Here is a 17,767-nt window from a genome sequence, read left to right as displayed (position 1 = left end):
ATGGCAAAGGCCGCTGATCTTGTTCATCAGACCACTGTTGGAACCGGCACGGGGAATCTCACCCTTGTAACCCTGAATGGGAAGCGTTCCTTCTCTGCTGCCTTCGGCACGGGAAGCGGCAACAAATTCTATTACTTCATCTGCAATAGAAGCTCGGACCAGTGGGAGCGCGGCCTCGGCTATATGTCAGACGCCACCACTCTCGTGCGAGATACCGTTCAAGCAAGTTCGAACAGTAATGCTCTCGTCGATTTCGACGGCGTCACGAAGGACGTCGTCAACGACATTCCTGCGGCTCTGCAGGAAGGCGTGGTCCTCAACGCGAATGTTATCGCGTTGGCCGGATTGACGGGTGCAGACGATCAGGCAGTTGTCTTCACAGGTCCCGGCGCCTTCGAAGCGAAGCCGCTGGCAGACTTCCCGGTTTCGACACTACAGGCCGCGGCTGATCTCGCGGCCAAGTCGGTGTCGGCGATTCTTTACATCACGTCTGGTCGAACCTTGCTGGCGACCGATGCTGGTCAAACCATTCTGGTAGACGCCGCCACTGCTCAGAATATGACACTCCCAGCTGGCGTTCTGCCGGCTGGTTCCTTCGTGAACATTGTACAGTGGGGAGCGGGGATCATTTCTACCCCCCCAGGAGTCGGAGCTGGTCGAGTTGCAAAACTCTCCGCGTACAGGTCGAACGGTCAATACTCCGCGTTCCAAGCCTGGACCTATGACAGCAACAACTGGGTGCTGTTCGGGGATCTGCAGGTATGATCCCGTTAGATCTGCCACCGCGTCTTATTCTCCCTGAGAAGCCGGCAATTGTCCGCGCCAATACACTCTCGGCGCCGGCCATTCTGCGAGATCTAAAGTTCCCCATTTTGGCAATGCCCCTTCATGCGGGCTATAGGATCAAGACCCCGAAGAATTTCCTGCTCAAGGAAATTCTGGACACTGTTAGCAATACCAACCTGCGACTGTGTCTTGACGCCTCGGATAGTGCGAGCCAATCACTGTCGACGAACCAGCAGTGGAACGACGTTAGCGGCAATGGTCATCACTTTAACCGGGGTACGACGAGCGCGTCGAACAGCACCGATCCGACGTTCAATGGTACGGTCGGCGCTCTCGGTGCTTACTATTCGTTCGACGGAGGGGATTACTTTACGGCGGTTTCGTCGACGACGTTCGCGAATGCATACTCGCAAGACAACGCGGTCTTCACTATCATCGCGCAGATATTCTTCACCTCTGGTTCTAGCGGAAGTCAGCAACGTATTACGGGCAATAGCACCGCGAGTTCGGGCAGTCGCGGTATAAGTTTCCAGAAGAACGGGACCACGAATTTAATCGAGTACAACTGCAAGACCGCGTCGGCGGGATGGACATCGTTTTTGGGAACGGCGGCAACTCTTAATGCATGGAATGTCTGCATCGTTTCTGTCAACGAAGCTGGGGGCGCGAATGCTTCGCACTTCAACATCAACGGAACGATCACCGCATTCAATGCTAACGTGGCCAGCAACGCAGGCACCGCAAACCTCGCCATTGGTAATGCGCCTGATGCTTCTGGTTCGGCCGTCTTGCTGAACGGTAGCCGACTATCTTGCCTCGGTATCGTAGATCGAGCGTTGTCCCAGTCGGAGACGGCTCGGATTGCCGCCTACATGGCAAAGCGGTTCTAAGCCTGCTCTGACTGACCGGTGAGACGCTTGAGGCGCCGCTTCTTGACCTGTAGGGCACAGTGGCACATGAGCCAAGCTACGCCGGTCTCAGCAACCTGACGCTTCCGTTTGATGCTTTCAATCGAGGCCTTTAGGGCTCGAATCTCATCCAGTCTGACAATCATCCCCGACCTGTACTCTTGGCCCCGCACAACCAGCGGCAGGCGCAAGAACTAGGAGATGAGAATCCTCAGAGCAACCCCTCCGATCATGTGTTTCTCTTAAGGAGGATAGGTTCGCGCTTAATCAGTCGGCCCCACATAGGGTCAATGGCCCAGATCACTGCCTATGGCACGCCCCTGGACCGGGAGAAGCTCCGGGTCCTTGCAACCCTCGAAGGGAAGTCTCAGTCCGAGTGGATCGTCGATCAGATCCGCCGTCTGTACTTTAAGAGTTTCGGAGACATCGAACCGGATCGAGTCGTTCCGCCTCAGAAATAAATTCGCCCCACAACCATATGCGGGGCATGTCCAGCGATAACACCAACCCGCGTCTTGACGCGCTTGAGAACACTGTCGCGCGTCTCGCCGATCAGGTGTCGAAAGTCGTCACGTTCTTCGAGCGTCTTGTTGTTGTCGAGGAACGAAATTCTGCAATCACCAATCGCCTGCTTGAATTGAAGTCCGAGTACGACGTCTCGTCGCGAGAACTTCGCGCCGAAGTTCGTGAGGGCTTCGAGAAGATCTGGAATCGTCTGGACACGATTTCGGATCGGCAGGCGTCCCAAGCTACTCGTATCGCTGTCCTGACAGCCAAGTACGGCGCCATCGTCGCCGTCGCGGGACTCGCTGCGAAGCAGCTCTGGGAGATGGCTTCCGTCTCTATGGGGCTGAAATGACGCTTCTCGAAATCCAGACCCTGCTTGCTAAAGCAGGTTTCTACAAAGGCGACCTCGACGGCAAGTGGGGTCCCAAGACCGCCGCCGCGATCGCGCTACTGCCCGGTGTCGACAAGGCTTGGGTGAAGACCCGTCTCCTCGTCGCCGCAACCCAGGCGTTGCTCCACATCGAAGGTATCGATGCCGGCGCAGTCGACGGCCGCATTGGTCCGCAGACTCGATATGCGCTCGAGGTTTGGGCAGCTCGTCAGAAAGGTCCGAAGGCCGAAAAGGCCGTCACGACTTGGCGAGACAAAGAACCGCCGATGCGGGCGGGCACCGAGAAGTGGCCGGTCCAGTCGGGCGCGGCCGCATTCTTTGGGGCTCCTGGCGAGAACCACACGCTGATCGATACGGCGTATCCGATGGTTCTGGCTTGGGATCTAAAAGCTCAGGTCACGAAGATCACCTGCAACAAGAAGGTCGCTGAACCTCTCAAGCGAATCTTCTCGAAGACGCTCGCGCATTACGGCATCGACCAGATTCGCAATCTGCGTCTCGACCGCTTCGGCGGCTGTTTCAACAACCGCAAAATGCGGGGCGGCAGCTCTTTGTCGGTCCACGCCTTTGCAGCTGCGGTCGACATCGATCCCTCGAACAACCAGCTCAAATGGACGAAGGAGCGCGCAACTCTCGCTCGCCCTGAGTTCCTTCCGTTCTGGGGGTTTGTGGAGGAAGAAGGGGCGGTCTCTCTCGGCCGTGCCCGTAACTACGACTGGATGCACTTCCAGTTTGTGCGTTTAGGAGCATAAAAATGTTGTCTCTGTTCATTCCGTTTGCTCGTCATGCGCTGCAGTTCGGCTTCGGCATCCTGACGGCAAAGGGCGTTCTCTCGGCTGACGACGCGGCTTCGGCCCTGACTCAGACCGAAACCGTTATTGGCGCGCTCGGTTCGATCGTGACCTACGGCACCTACCTCTATGGTCTGTACCGCAAGTACAAGGCCTCCAAGGTCACTGCGTAATGAAACTTCTGAAGCTCGCCCTGGCCTTCTTTCAGTTCTGCAATTCCTTCCTGTCTTGGTTGAAGGAAGAGCAGATGAAGGAAGTGGGGCGGGCTCAGGAGCGCGTAAAGCAGAAGGAGGCTAACGATGCTGTCGTTGCGAAAGTCGACGAAGCTCGCCGCGCTGATCCTGTTGTGCCTCCCGCTGGCGGGGTGCTTCCGGACCCCGACTGCCGGGATTGCTGACGCTTCGGTTGTTTGTCGGATTTGGCCCAACACCATGACCTATTCCAAACTCGACACCCAACCAACCCAGGACCAGATCAAGGCCTGGAACAAAGATCACCGCGTAATTTGTCCAACGACGACGGCTCCCTGAGCCGTCGTTTTTGTTTTTGAGGCAAGGATGAAGAAGCAGAAAGCCGACAAGTTCCAATTGACCCTTGAGGGTCACAAGCCCTTCAAACCCCGTAATCGAACTCAAGCCGACTTTCTACGCACCCTTCAGACCAGTGAGATGACCATCGCGAAAGGTCCTGCCGGCACCGGCAAGACTTACGTCGCGTCAGTATGGGCAATCGAGGAGCTGGCCGCGGGGCGCATCGACAAGATCATTCTCAGCCGTCCAACCATCACCATCGATAACGAGCAGATCGGCTTTCTGCCGGGGACGCTGGAGAAAAAGATGGAGCCTTGGACGGCGCCGATCTTCGACGCCTTTCGCGAACGGGTCGGCCAGGAGCGGACGCTGAACTTTCTGAAGGACGGTGCGATCCAGATCGTGCCCTTTGCCTTTATGCGGGGGCGCACATTCAAGAACGCTGTCGTCCTCATCGATGAGGCCCAGAACATGAGCATTGAACAGGCCAAGGCCTTGGTCACGCGGATTGGAGAGAATGCTCGCTATATCATTTCGGGGGATGTGACCCAGTCCGATCGGCAGGGCACGAGCGGCCTCCAGTTCCTGATCGCGAAGATTGAGGCCCGCAGACTTCCTGTCCCGGTCATCAACTTCACAAGCCGGGACGTTGTTCGCTCGCCGTTGTGCCGGCTCTGGGTCGAAGCCATTGAGGGCTGATGGTACCGCCACCCCGGCTCGAACGGGGGACCTCCGCATCCACAATGCGGCGCTCTAACCAACTGAGCTATGGCGGCAACGCCTTTTCGGCCAAACCGTTACCTAAGAGAATTCGTCTGGGGCGGCAAGGCCGTTTTTGAGTCCACCAGCGGCCGTTTGGGGGTTGCTCGGTACGACCACACCCGGAAACCCCGAAATAGCCGCCAGTGACTCTCTAATGGCCTCGAATTTCTCAGGGATTAACAAAAAGGCGCCCGATAGGGCGCCTTTCGGTCTTAAAACACGAATTCCAGGTAGGCTTCGAGTTCCGTGTAGCCTCCGATGGGGAGCCCGTTCTCGAAGATCTGGGGGAAGCTTCGCCAGCCCTCGGCCTTAAAGGCCGCGATCTGCTCCGGAGTGGAACAGACCGTTTCCTTGTAGCCGTAAGGCGCGAGCAGGGCCTTGGCCATATCGCAATAGATGCAGCCGGGCTTGGTGATGATCTCGAAGGTCATGCTTCACATGCTTGGCAGGAGGACATTTCACGGGCCAGTTCCTGGGCCTTGTTGAGGCCGTTGTGGTAGTAGAGCGACTTCACGCCGAGCTTCCATGCCGTCACGATCAGATCGACGTTGTCTCTCATGGACACCGTCGGAGCGATCGTCAGGTTCAGAGACTGGCCTTGGTCGACGAACGGCTGACGATCTGCCGCCTGCCGGATAACTTCCTTCTGGTCGATCTCGATGAAGGTCTTGAAGACCGCCTTCTCATCATCCGTCAGGTAGCAGAGGTTCTGCACAGAGCCGCCGGCGCGAAGGATTTCCTCCCAGACCTTGGTCGTGTCGAGACCTCGGGAAAAGAGGAAGGCTTTCAGAATCTGGTTCGTGTCCGTGAAGACGCCCTTGGCGTTATCGTTCTCGAACACATTGCCGGTGATCGGCTCGATGCCCTGAGAAACCTGACCGAGGATGACCGATGAGCTACGGGTAGGAGCGATCGCGTTGACGCACAGGTGACGCAGCCCGGTGCCTTTCATTCCTTCCGGTTCGCCGTAGATCACCGCCATCTCGCGAGAGGCGGCGACCGACCGTTCGCCGACGAGCTTGTGGACCTCAATGTTCAACGCCCGCGCTTCTTCGGACTCGAAGGGGATCATCTTCGACTGAAGCATGGAGTGATAACCAAGCGTACCAAGGCCGACTGCGCGCCAGCGTTTGGCAAACTTCAGCGGTGAGTTCATGAGGAGACGAGCCTGAGCATCGTCCAGGTTCTCGATCTTCTCGACGTACTCGGTCATGACCGCGTCAAGCAGATAGACCATTTCTTCGACGAGACGAGTGTCCTTCCACTCATCGTAATAGAGCAAGTTGACCGATGATAGATCGCACACGAAGCTCTCGTCCGTCGTCGACGGAAGCATGATCTCCGTGCAGAGGTTCGTCGCCTTGATCTCGATACCGAGCCGCTTCAGGACGTCAGGACGTGCCTTGTTGGCATTGCCAGAGAAGAAGATGTAGGGATAGCCCTTCGCCCGCCGCTTGGTGACGATCTTCGCCATAAGGAGCCGCTTTTCACCGCCTTTGCCTTCCGCAAGAAATTCCTCCATCCACTCGTCGTCGATGCAGACGCCGAAAGACAGATGCTCGATCGGATGGCCCTTATCCTTGATCTTGAGCCACTCGTGAATGTCCGGGTGCCGGATGCCGAGATAGATCGCGGCATTGCCGCGGCGAGTGTTGGCCTGACTGATAACGCCAACCTGTTCCTGAATGAGCCGGGCGAAGTGAAGCGGGCCTAGCGACTTCCCGCCGCCCGTGATCGGTGAACCTTCCGGGCGAAGCTCACCGAGCCACGCCGACGTACCAGCACCGAACTTGGTCATCATCCCGATCTCGGCGGTTTTGAAGATGATGGACGCTGTAGTGTCGTCGAAGTGTGAGTTGTTGCAGGAGATCGGCAGGCCACGCGGCAGACCGAAGTTTGCCCATACCGGCGAGGCCGGGGAGACCCAACCCCGACGGATGCCAAGACGAACGGCGGGCAAGGGCCGGCCTAGAATCTTCTCTGCGGTATTGACGATTTCCTGACTGCGGAGGATCGCCGCGGCCTTCAATTCGCTGTCGGGGATGCCCTCGGCCAAATAGCCACGAGAGAGGGTCTTCAACGAGTCTTCATTCAGGTAAGCGTAGTCGGCGCGCATCTTTTGCAGGTCCTCAGAAATCGTCATCAACGGGCATATCGCCCTCGGAGTAGCCGGTGGGCTCGGAATGGAAGAAGTCGACCTTGGGCGGCGCGAGCAGCCCCTCGGTCATCCAGAACGTCGCCTGCTTGTCCTCTTCGGAGACGTCGAACTGGGGCGCGTAGCCGATGCCGATCAGGCTCTCATTGAGACGCTGAGCTACATAAGATTTCAGAAGTGAGGCATTGAGACGGGGCCGGTCGTAGTCGCCCACCATCCAATCGATTAACGCGGCTTCTGCTTGAAACGCGACTTCGGTTTCCTCGCAGATTTTGGCTTCGAGGTCCTCGTCGAAGAGTTCCGGATACTCTTCGCGCAGCGTGTTGATGATCTTCATGCCGGCGAGGGCGTGCAGCAGTTCCTCGTTGCGGGTGTATTTCACCTGCTGGGCGGCATCCTTCAGACGGTTCTCGAACCGGTTGAACCAGAGGATGATGTAAAACTGGCTGAAGAGGCTGACGTTCTCGACGAACAGCGTGAAGAGGATCAGCGAGTAGATGTACTGCTTACGATCGTCTCCATAGACCTTGGTGTTGTGCTTGTTGAGATACGATACGCGGCCTGCGATGGCGGGCACGTCAAGAAGACCTGCCTGGATGTCGTCGAGGCCAAGCTTGTCGAGCAGCCGTTCGTAAGCGTGGTTATGGATTTCTTCGATCCCGGCCATGACGGTGCCGAGACCTGCGATTGAGGGGTGGGGGAGGTTGTCGCCGAGGCGGGACCAGAACGTCTTCACGGCGACTTCGATCTGGGCGATTGCGGCCAGACAGCGGACAATAACTTGCCGCTCTTCGTCCGAGAGGTTCAGACGGAAATCAGTGACGTCGGTATCGAACTTGAATTTGAACGCGGTCCAAGGATTGTGCCACATGGCTTCCTTGATGGACTCGGTCCACGGATAATAGTTGGGCTTCCGAGCAACCTGATGGTCGAATAGACGCGGTCGGCTCGTATTATCTACGGGCATTAAAAAACCTCACGGATCGGCAGGACCCGTGAGGTAATTACGAAGGGCATTTCAGTCGAACGAACTTCTAATGGAAGTGCGCGGTTTCCTGCGCTTCGTTTCGATTTAAAGCGAGGTGCTCCGAGAACTTCTCCGGGTAGCGGACCCGAAGCTTCTGGATGTTCTTCTCCATCACTTCTTCGAAGTTGATGCCAACGGCGTCGAAGAGGATCGCGAGATACCAGAGGAGGTCTCCGGACTCATCGACAACGCGACCGCTGTCGATCGGTTCTCCGGTCTGAATGGCGGTCGCCAGAAGTTCAACGAGTTCGGCAGCTTCTGTGTCGATACCGACCACGCCGTGTAGAACATTAAAATCAACCGGCGCATAGCTGGCGTTCTCCGTATCCTGATATGGTCCGCTGCTCCGGATGCTCTCCATGTTCAGGGTGGGAGCCTTGCCGTAGAACAGCGATTTCTTGGCCGCATCAATGTCGGTGTTGGTATCCACGCGGGCGAGCAGAAGCTCGAGCAGGACGAACGCCGGCACCTTGTCGGTGTGAGGCGTGCCCCCCGCAGCGGTGCGGAGGGCCTCTTGGATGTAGTTCTGCATGATCAATGAACCTGTACGGGGACGAAGCTCTCCGGGAGAGGAGGCAGCTCTTCAGGAATTCCGGTTACAGGCCGGTAGGGTGGCGCCTCGGGGGCCGGGGCCGCGGGAGGGGATTGCGGACCATCAAGCCCGTAGTCCTTCGGCGTCTTCTTGAAGCGCGAACGGTCGTCGACACCAACTCCACGTTCGACCATGTCGATCAACATAGCGAGATTGCACGCCATGAGGTCGAGGTGGTTCAACGGGTGGCCGGCTTCGGCGGTCTCCGGATCGATGTCCTCACCTTCACGCCACGCATCGAGATGGCGAGTGAAGCTGTTGATCACGTCGGAGAAGGGGAACCCTTTGCGCCAGTTGTCGCGCGGATATGGGTTGGGCTTGAACTCGGCACCGTACTGAAAGCCGCGAGCGGCCGCACGGGAGAGACAGGCAGGGGCGTAAGACATCTTGATCTTACCTGCGTTGTGGCGAAGAGCTTTCTCAGTCATGGCCGAAGAGCACCTGATACATATCGATGAAGTTCTTGCGGGCGACCTGCCACTCCCACGGTTCGATAATGATGCCGAGCGGCTCAACGTCCGGGGCGTACTGCCAGCCGTTGGTCATAAGCTGCTGCATCTCGTCGACGCAGATACGCAGGTCGTAACTCGCGATGGCATCGAGGTTCTCGAACGGTTCGTTGAACAGCTCGAAGATCTGCTTCTGAACGATACGTTCCTGAGTCGTGTACTCCGGAAGCTTCGTCTTCACTGGGCGAGCCAGATCGTTCATCAGGCTTTCGTTCCAGTCGTGGAGGAACGCAGCGCGACGAAGCTCACGCGGCACTTTCTTGACTAGAAGCACCGTGTGCTGGGCGACCGAGTAGGGCACCTTGGTGTGACCGGTATACCGGTTGAGGAGGGAGAGGCTGTGTGCGACCGAGAGAGGCTCGATGTCACCGCGCTTCAGGTCGAAGGGATCGACCATCTTTCCCGAGAAAGTCAGGATTTGGCTGGACATCAGTCGATCGCCCCCATAGTGGCGAAGTACGTCCGCGGCTTGGTCGGCGTCTTGCGGGGGATCGAATACAGAACCACCCAACCTTCGGTGGTCTGCTGGCACATCTCGTGCGTACCCGCGTCGTAGGCCGAGCGGGCAATTTCAATGATACTCCGATATTTGGCGGGCCATTCCCCGCCGCAGCGCTTGAGCGCCACAACGAACGGCTGGAGGCCAGGGCGCCCCAGCGTTCGAATGTCGACCGGCTCCGGCCCGGTAGCCATTACAAATGGCCGTCCGGACTGGAGCTTTAACGCCGAGATCAGCTGACCGTAGTCAATGCCGAGTCGGCGAGCGGTCTTCGACGGGTTGAACCCCGTCTCAGCCAACGTCTCCCGAAGAAGCTCTTCGTTGGCAATCGCTTTGATTGTCATTACAAGGTTCCAGTGCGATGTGGTAATCAGCACTCGGACACTTGTGGGTGACGATCAGTATTTGCGATAACGATTCGGCCAAGTTCCGTAGGATGTCGGACGTTTTGGTAGCCCGGTCATCGTCCATACTTGCGTCGATCTCATCACCAATGAAAATCGACATGACGTTATCCGTAAGAACTCGGCCCAAAGCCAACCGCAGAGACAGGTTCGCAACGGCTTTACCTGACCCTGAGAGCGTATTCAGAGGTTGGCCGTCGACCGTGATGTCGAACTCGTCGTCGACAACGATCGAACTTCGCTGCCCGCCGGTCATCCCATTGAGAAGATGGCTGGCGACACGGTTCAAACTCGGAACCAGATGCTGCTTCACGAGCGAGCGGAGCGTCGTGAGCGAGGTTCGGGCTTTTTTCCAATCCTCGGAACGGGTCCGAAGATCTTCTACTTCTTGCAGCTGCAGCTCATAGGACTGTGCGGCCACGACCCACGTCGAAAGATCGCGCTCATAGTTTCGAGCTTCAACGAGCCGATCCTGTAATCGGTTCAGACCCTGCACCTGCTCACGTAGCAGAGCAGCCTGAGCCAGTTTCAGGTTTCTATCGGCTTCCCATTCGCGGAAGATCACGATCTGGTCGTGATAGCGTTCCAGATCAATCTCGAAACGCTCCCGCTCATTGAACATCGCCCGGTAGTCAGGTTGCTGCTGAAGCTTCTTCTGTGCACCTGCGAGCTGGTCCTGGAGCAGTTTGCGATCCTCAGCAACGCCCAGAGAGGCTTGCCAGCGGGCGATCTCCTGTCGGGATGCGGCAGGGCGGTCGACCTTTGGAATGGCACTCAGGCGACTCCAATCTTCACCGGAACGAGCCTCGTGCAGTGCACGATCCCCGATGATGCCGTTACGGGTCAGCTCCGGAAGTACCGGTGCACACTTGATCCGGTCACGGAGAGCAGACAGTTGCTGCTCGCAGCTTTCAATCTCGGCGCCGGCTACTGCCCACTTATGCTGACAGGCTGGGCACTCGTGGTGACCGCGGGCCGACAGCTCTTCGAACCGTTTCTCAGCGGCTTCGAACTCGTGCCAGAGTTCCAGGTCGCCCCATTGCCGCCCCATCTCGTCGAGCTTCTCGACGGAGAACCGCGGTGCCGGGTGAGTTCTCTCGAACCGTTCCCGCTCGAGCCAGAGGTCGTATGCCTCATGGTCTGCAAGCATCTTCTCGATCTGCAAGGACGAATAGGGGGACGACGTCGGGAGAGCCGCGATCTGCGTTTCCAGAGCCGCGATCTCGCCTTTCCGCGAGTCTTGGTCGTCCGCGAAGCCCTTAAGGACCGAAGCATCCATATCGATCCGGCAGGTGGGCCGCAGCGGTTCGAGTTTGGTAACGGTCAAATAGCCTTCAAGACGATCCAGCTCAGACTTCTTCACCTGCAGCTCATCGACTTCAATCTGAAGGTCCGTCGCTGGCGTATAATTCTTGGGGATGAACGGCTCGATGGGTTTGGCTAGGTTTCGAGAAAGAGCATCCGCTTCTCGTGAAAGACCATTGGCTTCGTCTCCGGCCCACTTGGCAATCTCATCGATCACGCCGAGGCCGATCACCGAGTCGACCATCTTCTTGCGCTCGGTTGGCTTCATAGAGCCGAGCTTCTCAATGTCACCTTGGTTCGCCACGCACGTCGTGTCGAAGACGGTCAGGCCGAAGCCGAGAATTTCAACGATCTTGATATTGACCGGAGTGACGCCGACGGCGATCTCGGTTTCACCGCGGTAGACCTTGGCGTTCCGCAGCGTTCTGTCGACCCGATAATCAACCCCCTTCGAGGCGAACGACAAACTTGTCTTCAGCTTCGGATAGTCGTCGGACGATCCACGAAGAGCCGAAGTGCCGAACAGTGAGAAGCGGATCATCTCGATGATAAAGGATTTGCCGGCCTCGTTGGGGCCGGTGATGGCCCCTAGACCGCGCTCGAATTCGACGGCGCCGGAGAGCTTCCGGCCCGTGGTCGGGAATTCGTTGAAATACTCAAGATGCTTCAGCATTGGCTGGCCAGCTCCTACCCACGCCCTCGCGGCGGGCTCTGAAGATTGCGTTGATCATGTGACCTTCGAAGAATTCAAAGAACTCGACCGCGCGGTCGTAGAACTCATCCGCACCTCGTTCGGCGCACGCCTTCAAGTCGGAAATCAGACTTCTCTGGAACGTGCTTAGCGACGTGGTCTTCAGCCACTCATTCATCGCCCAAATAAGTTCAGCCTGCGTTCGCCGCTGTACGGTCATCCCTTACTCCTCAGCTCTTCATATTTTCCCAAGACCATTTCGCGCAGCGGCGCCGGAACGCCTTCAGCATCGAACGCCTTGGTGAAAAGCGCCTGCATGTCGAAGCCGTCAAACTCCACGGTCAGTGCTTCTTCAACCTCTTCCGGTCGACGAACCTGCAACTGCAAACAGTCGAGCTGAATGTCGAAAAGCTCGCCCGGCTTAAGATCGATGCGGACGATTTTATTTCGGAACGACCCCGGATCGGCCTTCACGGCTTCTAGGTTCGTCGTGACGTATAGATCGTCGTTTATCTCTTCGCCGTGAGCGTAAGGAAGCATGGAGCCAACAACAGTAACGTCGACGCCGTGACGCTTGAACTGGTCGGGTTTGTGAACATGGCCAGTGAAGGCTTGTACGATCCCGCGGTCAGCAAGGACGTCCGTCGGGATCAGGTTCGAGCCCTGGCCATCAACGTCCCAATGTCCCACGGCAACATTACAAGAGCTGACCTGAGCGGCCACTTCGGCAGCGGTCTTCGTCGGATGCCAGGGGCAGAAGCTGATGCCGCCGATGTTCGTCTGGTCTGTCAAGACGGAAACATTAGGAACGCCCGCCATCATAGCCTTGAAGAGGTCGAAAGCGGAGACGCGCTCTAAGTCGCGACTTGCATCGTGGTTGCCGCGAATTACGACAAACGCGGTCCCTCGATTCTTTGCTGCAGCCTCGCGATAAGTCTCCACCGCAAACATAATAGTGTCGTAAGAGACAATCGGCTTGTCGAAGAGATCGCCAACGCAGACGTGAAAACGGGCGGTCGTCTCGATGAGAGAACGACGAAAAGCCGCTCGCACCAACGCTTCCCGCTCCCCCCTTCGGTGGAGCGGGACACCGTTGATGAACGAGCGACCGAGATGGGGATCACCCAACCAGTCGATATTCATTTAGTGCTCCGGGAATTATGCCGCTTCGGGCACGTAGGGATGGACCTGATCCATTGCGGCAAACACGGTGCCGATTTGGTTGAGCACGTCGAAGATCGCGTTATGAGCATCGCCGGCCATCTCGACCTGAACCTTCGGCAGATTCGACGACCGACCAAGACCGCGGATGAAGGAGTTCTGGTCGATTGTGTTCCGGAAGTGGAACGGCGACGGAATGTTGAACTGTTTGAAGTAGCTCTCGACGAACATGAAGTCGAAGTGGCTCGGCTTCGCCCAGAAGGTCAGGCCCTTGTAGCCAGCCCAGTCGGCGAGCGCCTGGACGACGGTGGCCGGGTCTTCCGCACGAGAGGTGATCTCCTGAAACACGGAAGCTTTCTGCTTTGACCACCAGTGTCGTGTACCTTCGTCCCAGAACCGCTTCGGAGGGATGGACAGGCAGCGATTGAACATATCCGTCGAGTCGACGGTGCGCTCCTCAAGATTGAAGCGGACAGCAGCAATTTGGATGATCGCGGAGTCGTCGGGCGCAACGCCTGTCGTCTCGATGTCGACCATCACGTCGGTGTAGGAAGATTCCATTTGAACGGCTCTAGTTCGTGCCAAGGGATAGAGGCTTTGCCGGTTGCCTTGGTAGCCGTGATCTGAGTGTAGGGGACGCGATACCAGCAACCCTGCACCCAAGATCGGAGGTACACGATGTACGTGCCACCTGCAGCGAGGATCATCGTCGCTGCCGCCGACTGCGACTTACGAAGCAGTTTGAAGTGGAAAGCGGAATGATCCTCGGTCGACTTGACCTCGGCGAACTCAGTTCGACCGTCGAAAACGAGAAGCGCGTCTGAAGGTTGGGCACGAGCAAGGCCGATCCTTCCGGTTCGGCCTTTGATCTCTGCGGCATCTACTAGCCAGCAGAGATACGCTCGCTTGCCCACCTTGGCCCAAAGGTCGCTGAAGTCATCCTCGGCCTCTGATCCACGGTTTCTCGCCATGCACGCTAGATGGTGAGAAAGTACGGACGTGTCTCTAGCGAAACGTCCGGGTTCCTATGGAACTAGATCTTTCACCTGTCGTTCAGTCCATCGTTAAGAGCCTTGGCGAAGGATCGTAAGATGTTGATCTCGATCGCCAGCAGCAATTGCTTTTCAGTCGAAAGGTTGTTGAGCCGCAGCTTAGCTTCGCTTTCCGAAGCCTGATCCTTCAGCGACTTCACTACGGTATGCCAGTTGAGATCCATTACGGCGGAAACCCTTCATTGAGGTAGGGCCGGGTCCATTCACGTTCCACCGGAACGGTCGTCAACCCTTTGGCGATGAGGATTCCTTGAATGAACCCCAACCACCGCTGCTGCTTGTCGAAAGGAAGATGGCCCATATAAATTTGCTGAAGCATCCACCGGAGATGCGGAAGCGATGTTCCTGGGTCAGGTTCGCAGACGATCGGATGAGAGATCAGCATCTGGTCGTAGCGGAAGATAATCGGTGCCGGGATCATCCCGGCACCGCTTCGTTAGCGAGCATCTTTCGATGCTGGCGCCAGCCCCGCAGGTTGCCGTGCTGACTGGGAGTGTCCCAATCCTGATATTCCTGACTGTAGGTGTCAGGAGTCGCCTGATGTTCGGCCGGCGAGGCGTGCATCGGTTCGGCAACGACCAGCTTTTCGTAAAGCGCGATGTCGTCGGAGAGCCAACTCCGTTTTCCTTCATAGGTGAGATAGGAAAGGCGAGCGCAACGAGCGACCGAAACCTTCATAAGATTTTCGAGCGCCTCGTCATAGCTGTACCCATCTCCACCCTCGATGAGGTCGGGCGGGAACTGCGCCCAGTCCTCCTTGGTGACGTAAGGGAGGTGCCATTCACCAGGGTGCAACTCCGTCGGGATGGAGGTATCCATCGCCGCCTTCATCTCACCGGCGAGGATGCGAATGTGGGGTTCGGCGTCCTTGTGAAGACGCAGAGCGAAGAAGTTGGCGAAATCCGTGGCCGTCACCAGGACGTTGATGTGGGAGAAGGGTTCCAGAAGCCGGTTCACGACCTGTTTGTGAAACCCGGCTGCATCAAACGCTTCAGCGACAGCTATCGCTTGATTCATCGCATGAATCCAAGCTTCGCTGCTCGAGGCCAGGAACTCGTGAGCTAGGCCCATCGACGGGCCAAGGTTTACGCGCTCGTTGCACTCTTCATCAGCCTGCATTCCCTTCTGGTTCTTTCCCCAGTGGATCGGCATGGCCGGATCTCGACGCATGTCGTCGATCAATCTCGAGACTGGGATGGCGCGAGAGCTGGAAGCGTTCCGAGAGAACGCCCGGTGCGTCATCAATTCGGCATGAATGAACCGCGGATAGCGGAGCTGCAGAGACGTCAGCCGGATACCGGCCTGGCTAACGCTATCTGCGATTATTTTGGCGCTGATTGTGGTCATGGAGCCCTCAGCAGCGGAAGGCGGTGGTCGGGACGCCATAACGATCTACCGTCGTGATATAACGGTCGTAGCAGGTGTTGCCGGCGGTCTGGCACGCGGCAAGCACCAACGCGACCGCAAGGGCCGCGAAGATGCGAATGATCAATTCAGGTTCAACTCCCGAGCACGGGCGAGAAGCTTAGCAGCGTCCCACCCGAGGTTTCGTTGAAAGTCGAGAGCGCAGCGGTTGCCCGCGTCATGGCTCTCAAGAAGCCGTTTTGCAACGGTTTTGGCGCAGCTCTCGAAATCGAGAAGATTGGGTTTTGTCATACCCGAAGCGGCGCTCCATAAAGCTCCATAGAAGCCACACCCAAGGCCGAGACCTTGCGGATGTGATCAAGGCACGCCACCCCGCCGTCGGGCGCATACCAAGCTGTACGGGCATCAGCCAGACACTTCTCCATGCAGAGAATGTATTCACCCGGTGTCATTTCGGGCTGGCCTTCATGACGCTTCGCGTTGCCACGGCCGGCGTCTTGGTAATCGCGCTCCGAATCGATGGCGCGATAAACATCATTCCTACGGGGATTGCTCACTGAACGTAACCTTCTGTTTGGGGTTTCATTCCGATGCCGAGACCGGCCTTCTTCGCCTGACGATGGGCAAAGTAGTGGGGATCGCTGGAGAGTTTGTCTTCGACCATCGCGAGTTCGGCTTCCGCCATCGCTTCGAGGTGGTAGCCCTTGCAAGCGGCGTAGCTCGAAAGTGTCAGAAGTACCTGAGCCGATTCCTGGGGTGCATGACCAACAGGCCGCGAATAGACTCGGTTGACTGTGGCGTCGATTACATCCTGATTGACGCCCTCAGTCTGAGCGAGTTCGATCGCTTCTTCGAGGACACGAAGGACCCGCTCTCGCGGGTTAGAGGCCACGGCGTGACCGAGGGCGCGAATGGCCCAGTCGTAACAGCGTTCCGAGAAAGTCAGTTGCATTATGCCGTCTTCTGAATGGAAAGAATGCAGAACCGGCGATCTAAAACCGCGCTTGAAAAGGCGCAGGCGTGATCTCGATCGGTGATGTACGTGATTTCCACGTCGCATCTATCTCCGGTATAGGTGCCCGTAATCGGGTTGAATTCTTCGAGAGTGGCGGTATCACCGACCGCGAAGTCGCGGTCGGTCTCCCGGAGGTCGTGGGTCTTCTTCCCGGCTTTGATGGCTTGAAAGAACTGAGGCCACGACCTCAGTGTGTGATGCGTCACAGGTCCCGCTTACCTTCATGGAAACTGGTGGCGATCGGGAACCGAGGAATGCCATCCGGTGTCAGCGCGAAGTACCGGATGGTTGCTTCGGCAGGGACCGGACCATTGAGCAAGCCTCGGCAAAATTCCTGATTGCCTTTGATACCTGCTCCAAACTCACGCCCATCGGGTAGGCGACAGATCGCAGCCTTGGCGTAGCCGGCCCAGTTACCGACACCTTCTTCGAGCCGAACGACCGGGAACTCGACATCAACGAACTCCTTCCGTTTGAGCAGAGCACGAGAACGCTTGTTCTCGTATGGAAGATCGTAGCGGATCATCTGCCCTTCGAACCCGTCGGCGAGATATTCGCCGTACAAAATGTTCAGGTGTTCGAGGTCATGAACGCGGGTGGTTGGGACATATACCAGTGCCGGGTTCGGGAACTCCTGCAGGATTGCTTCGAGCCGTCGGCGACGGATCGAAAAGATGTCGAAACCGGGCACATCATAAAGCCAGTACTGAATCTGTTTTGCGGCTTCCAACTGCTCCGAAGTCGGATTTTGCTTCTTCACCGCCGAAACGATGGTGTTGAAGTCGTCCTTCAGATCGTGGTTGTAAAGCTCGCCGTCCAGAACCAGATCGGGGTACTTCTCGAAGATCGGAGCCAAAGCTTCGGCAATATGTGGCACACCGGTGATCGGCTTGCCCTGACGTGAGGACAATTTCCCGGGCTCTGACACGCAGCGAATGCCATCCAGCTTAGGCTGGCTAAAGGCAAACTGATCGCTGAGATCGTCCTCGTACTTATAGGCGAGCATTGGGGCATAGAACTTTGCGCCGCCAACAGCGTTGCGGTCGGTATGATACTTACGATCGGTTTTCTTTTTGTATTCGGCGACGACCTCAAGCTCGGCCTGTTTCTCGGCGCTTGTCTCATTGGAGCGACCGACATTCTTGGGCTTGGCTACGGTCCACGCCGAGCAGGTGATTTCTCCACCTTCGATGCCGCTATGAGAGCGGTACTGAGCGCCATCGCGCTCCATCCACCAGACTCGGACGTTGCCGGTCGAGTCGATGGTGTAGAGGGTGTCGTGTTTAATCAAAACGGATTCTCGCTGGTTTATAGGTA

26 protein-coding genes and 1 tRNA gene are annotated in these 17,767 nt (G+C 57.3%); 7 read left to right on the top strand and 20 right to left on the bottom strand.

Annotation, left to right across the window (positions count from 1 at the left end):
- The 7 genes from IZ6_RS12520 (at position 1) to IZ6_RS12490 (ending at position 4,612) form a co-directional block, all read left to right on the top strand.
- Positions 1-765, top strand: coding sequence for a hypothetical protein (locus IZ6_RS12520; RefSeq protein ID WP_222875381.1), 765 nt, complete (start codon positions 1-3; stop codon positions 763-765).
- On the top strand, positions 762-1,676 hold the full coding sequence (locus IZ6_RS12515; RefSeq protein ID WP_222875380.1) for a hypothetical protein: 915 nt from the start codon (positions 762-764) through the stop codon (positions 1,674-1,676). The genes IZ6_RS12520 and IZ6_RS12515 overlap by 4 nt, the downstream gene beginning before the upstream one ends.
- Before the next feature lie 505 nt (positions 1,677-2,181).
- Positions 2,182-2,553 (top strand): hypothetical protein, encoded by a 372-nt coding sequence (locus tag IZ6_RS12510; RefSeq protein WP_222875379.1) that lies wholly within the window; start codon positions 2,182-2,184, stop codon positions 2,551-2,553.
- On the top strand, positions 2,550-3,344 hold the full coding sequence (locus IZ6_RS12505) for a peptidoglycan-binding domain-containing protein (protein ID WP_222875378.1): 795 nt from the start codon (positions 2,550-2,552) through the stop codon (positions 3,342-3,344). Before IZ6_RS12510 ends, IZ6_RS12505 begins: the two co-directional genes overlap by 4 nt.
- Positions 3,345-3,346: 2 nt before the next feature.
- Positions 3,347-3,556: a Pam3-gp28 family putative phage holin gene (locus tag IZ6_RS12500; RefSeq protein WP_222875377.1), complete on the top strand. Its 210-nt coding sequence runs from the start codon at positions 3,347-3,349 to the stop codon at positions 3,554-3,556.
- Positions 3,556-3,780 carry a hypothetical protein gene (locus IZ6_RS12495; RefSeq protein ID WP_222875376.1) on the top strand — a complete coding sequence of 75 codons (225 nt, stop codon included), beginning with the start codon at positions 3,556-3,558 and terminating at the stop codon, positions 3,778-3,780. Before IZ6_RS12500 ends, IZ6_RS12495 begins: the two co-directional genes overlap by 1 nt.
- 160 nt (positions 3,781-3,940) lie before the next feature.
- The gene (locus tag IZ6_RS12490; RefSeq protein ID WP_222875375.1) at positions 3,941-4,612 is read left to right on the top strand and encodes a PhoH family protein; all 672 of its coding nucleotides are present in this window, start codon (positions 3,941-3,943) and stop codon (positions 4,610-4,612) included.
- On the opposite strand, the gene IZ6_RS12485 is transcribed toward IZ6_RS12490, so the two are convergent.
- The 20 genes from IZ6_RS12485 to IZ6_RS12390 all read right to left on the bottom strand — a co-directional run bounded on the left by IZ6_RS12485 (position 4,613) and on the right by IZ6_RS12390 (position 17,741).
- Positions 4,613-4,689, bottom strand: a tRNA-His gene (locus IZ6_RS12485).
- A 198-nt stretch (positions 4,690-4,887) separates the two neighbouring features.
- Positions 4,888-5,106, bottom strand: a complete 219-nt coding sequence (locus IZ6_RS12480) for a glutaredoxin domain-containing protein (protein WP_222875374.1) — start codon at positions 5,104-5,106, stop codon at positions 4,888-4,890.
- Positions 5,103-6,818 carry a ribonucleoside-diphosphate reductase subunit alpha gene (locus IZ6_RS12475; protein WP_222875373.1) on the bottom strand — a complete coding sequence of 572 codons (1,716 nt, stop codon included), beginning with the start codon at positions 6,816-6,818 and terminating at the stop codon, positions 5,103-5,105. Before IZ6_RS12475 ends, IZ6_RS12480 begins: the two co-directional genes overlap by 4 nt.
- On the bottom strand, positions 6,805-7,797 hold the full coding sequence (locus IZ6_RS12470) for a ribonucleotide-diphosphate reductase subunit beta (protein WP_222875372.1): 993 nt from the start codon (positions 7,795-7,797) through the stop codon (positions 6,805-6,807). Before IZ6_RS12470 ends, IZ6_RS12475 begins: the two co-directional genes overlap by 14 nt.
- A 67-nt stretch (positions 7,798-7,864) precedes the next feature.
- Positions 7,865-8,389 carry a MazG nucleotide pyrophosphohydrolase domain-containing protein gene (locus IZ6_RS12465; RefSeq protein ID WP_222875371.1) on the bottom strand — a complete coding sequence of 175 codons (525 nt, stop codon included), beginning with the start codon at positions 8,387-8,389 and terminating at the stop codon, positions 7,865-7,867.
- Between the two features lie 2 nt (positions 8,390-8,391).
- Complete coding sequence (locus IZ6_RS12460) at positions 8,392-8,877, bottom strand: dATP/dGTP diphosphohydrolase domain-containing protein (RefSeq protein WP_222875370.1); 486 nt, start codon at positions 8,875-8,877, stop codon at positions 8,392-8,394.
- Positions 8,870-9,388, bottom strand: coding sequence for a hypothetical protein (locus IZ6_RS12455; RefSeq protein WP_222875369.1), 519 nt, complete (start codon positions 9,386-9,388; stop codon positions 8,870-8,872). Before IZ6_RS12455 ends, IZ6_RS12460 begins: the two co-directional genes overlap by 8 nt.
- The gene (locus IZ6_RS12450; protein ID WP_222875368.1) at positions 9,388-9,801 is read right to left on the bottom strand and encodes a helix-turn-helix domain-containing protein; all 414 of its coding nucleotides are present in this window, start codon (positions 9,799-9,801) and stop codon (positions 9,388-9,390) included. Before IZ6_RS12450 ends, IZ6_RS12455 begins: the two co-directional genes overlap by 1 nt.
- On the bottom strand, positions 9,749-11,839 hold the full coding sequence (locus IZ6_RS12445; protein ID WP_222875367.1) for an AAA family ATPase: 2,091 nt from the start codon (positions 11,837-11,839) through the stop codon (positions 9,749-9,751). Before IZ6_RS12445 ends, IZ6_RS12450 begins: the two co-directional genes overlap by 53 nt.
- Positions 11,823-12,077 (bottom strand): hypothetical protein, encoded by a 255-nt coding sequence (locus IZ6_RS12440; protein WP_222875366.1) that lies wholly within the window; start codon positions 12,075-12,077, stop codon positions 11,823-11,825. Before IZ6_RS12440 ends, IZ6_RS12445 begins: the two co-directional genes overlap by 17 nt.
- Positions 12,074-13,000, bottom strand: a complete 927-nt coding sequence (locus IZ6_RS12435; RefSeq protein ID WP_222875365.1) for a metallophosphoesterase family protein — start codon at positions 12,998-13,000, stop codon at positions 12,074-12,076. The genes IZ6_RS12440 and IZ6_RS12435 overlap by 4 nt, the downstream gene beginning before the upstream one ends.
- 15 nt (positions 13,001-13,015) lie before the next feature.
- Positions 13,016-13,579: a 3'-5' exonuclease gene (locus IZ6_RS12430; protein WP_222875364.1), complete on the bottom strand. Its 564-nt coding sequence runs from the start codon at positions 13,577-13,579 to the stop codon at positions 13,016-13,018.
- 481 nt (positions 13,580-14,060) lie between these two features.
- A complete protein-coding gene (locus IZ6_RS12425; RefSeq protein ID WP_222875363.1) occupies positions 14,061-14,234 on the bottom strand; it encodes a hypothetical protein in 174 nt (57 codons plus the stop codon).
- Positions 14,234-14,491 (bottom strand): hypothetical protein, encoded by a 258-nt coding sequence (locus tag IZ6_RS12420; RefSeq protein WP_222875362.1) that lies wholly within the window; start codon positions 14,489-14,491, stop codon positions 14,234-14,236. The genes IZ6_RS12425 and IZ6_RS12420 overlap by 1 nt, the downstream gene beginning before the upstream one ends.
- Positions 14,488-15,417, bottom strand: a complete 930-nt coding sequence (locus tag IZ6_RS12415; protein WP_222875361.1) for an FAD-dependent thymidylate synthase — start codon at positions 15,415-15,417, stop codon at positions 14,488-14,490. Before IZ6_RS12415 ends, IZ6_RS12420 begins: the two co-directional genes overlap by 4 nt.
- 7 nt (positions 15,418-15,424) lie before the next feature.
- Positions 15,425-15,562, bottom strand: coding sequence for a hypothetical protein (locus IZ6_RS12410; protein ID WP_222875360.1), 138 nt, complete (start codon positions 15,560-15,562; stop codon positions 15,425-15,427).
- A gap of 160 nt (positions 15,563-15,722) precedes the next feature.
- Positions 15,723-15,992, bottom strand: coding sequence for a hypothetical protein (locus IZ6_RS12405; RefSeq protein WP_222875359.1), 270 nt, complete (start codon positions 15,990-15,992; stop codon positions 15,723-15,725).
- On the bottom strand, positions 15,989-16,387 hold the full coding sequence (locus IZ6_RS12400) for a hypothetical protein (protein WP_222875358.1): 399 nt from the start codon (positions 16,385-16,387) through the stop codon (positions 15,989-15,991). Before IZ6_RS12400 ends, IZ6_RS12405 begins: the two co-directional genes overlap by 4 nt.
- Positions 16,387-16,656, bottom strand: coding sequence for a DUF3850 domain-containing protein (locus IZ6_RS16095; RefSeq protein ID WP_222875357.1), 270 nt, complete (start codon positions 16,654-16,656; stop codon positions 16,387-16,389). The genes IZ6_RS12400 and IZ6_RS16095 overlap by 1 nt, the downstream gene beginning before the upstream one ends.
- Positions 16,653-17,741, bottom strand: a complete 1,089-nt coding sequence (locus tag IZ6_RS12390; protein ID WP_222875356.1) for an ATP-dependent DNA ligase — start codon at positions 17,739-17,741, stop codon at positions 16,653-16,655. The genes IZ6_RS16095 and IZ6_RS12390 overlap by 4 nt, the downstream gene beginning before the upstream one ends.
- Positions 17,742-17,767 lie beyond the last annotated feature (26 nt).

Origin of the sequence: Terrihabitans soli (assembly GCF_014191545.1) — a bacterium.
In the GTDB taxonomy this organism is placed as follows: Bacteria; Pseudomonadota; Alphaproteobacteria; order Rhizobiales; family Methylopilaceae; genus Flaviflagellibacter; species Flaviflagellibacter soli.
Note: the sequence above shows the minus strand (reverse complement) of the source record. Positions and strands in the feature narration are given on the sequence as shown.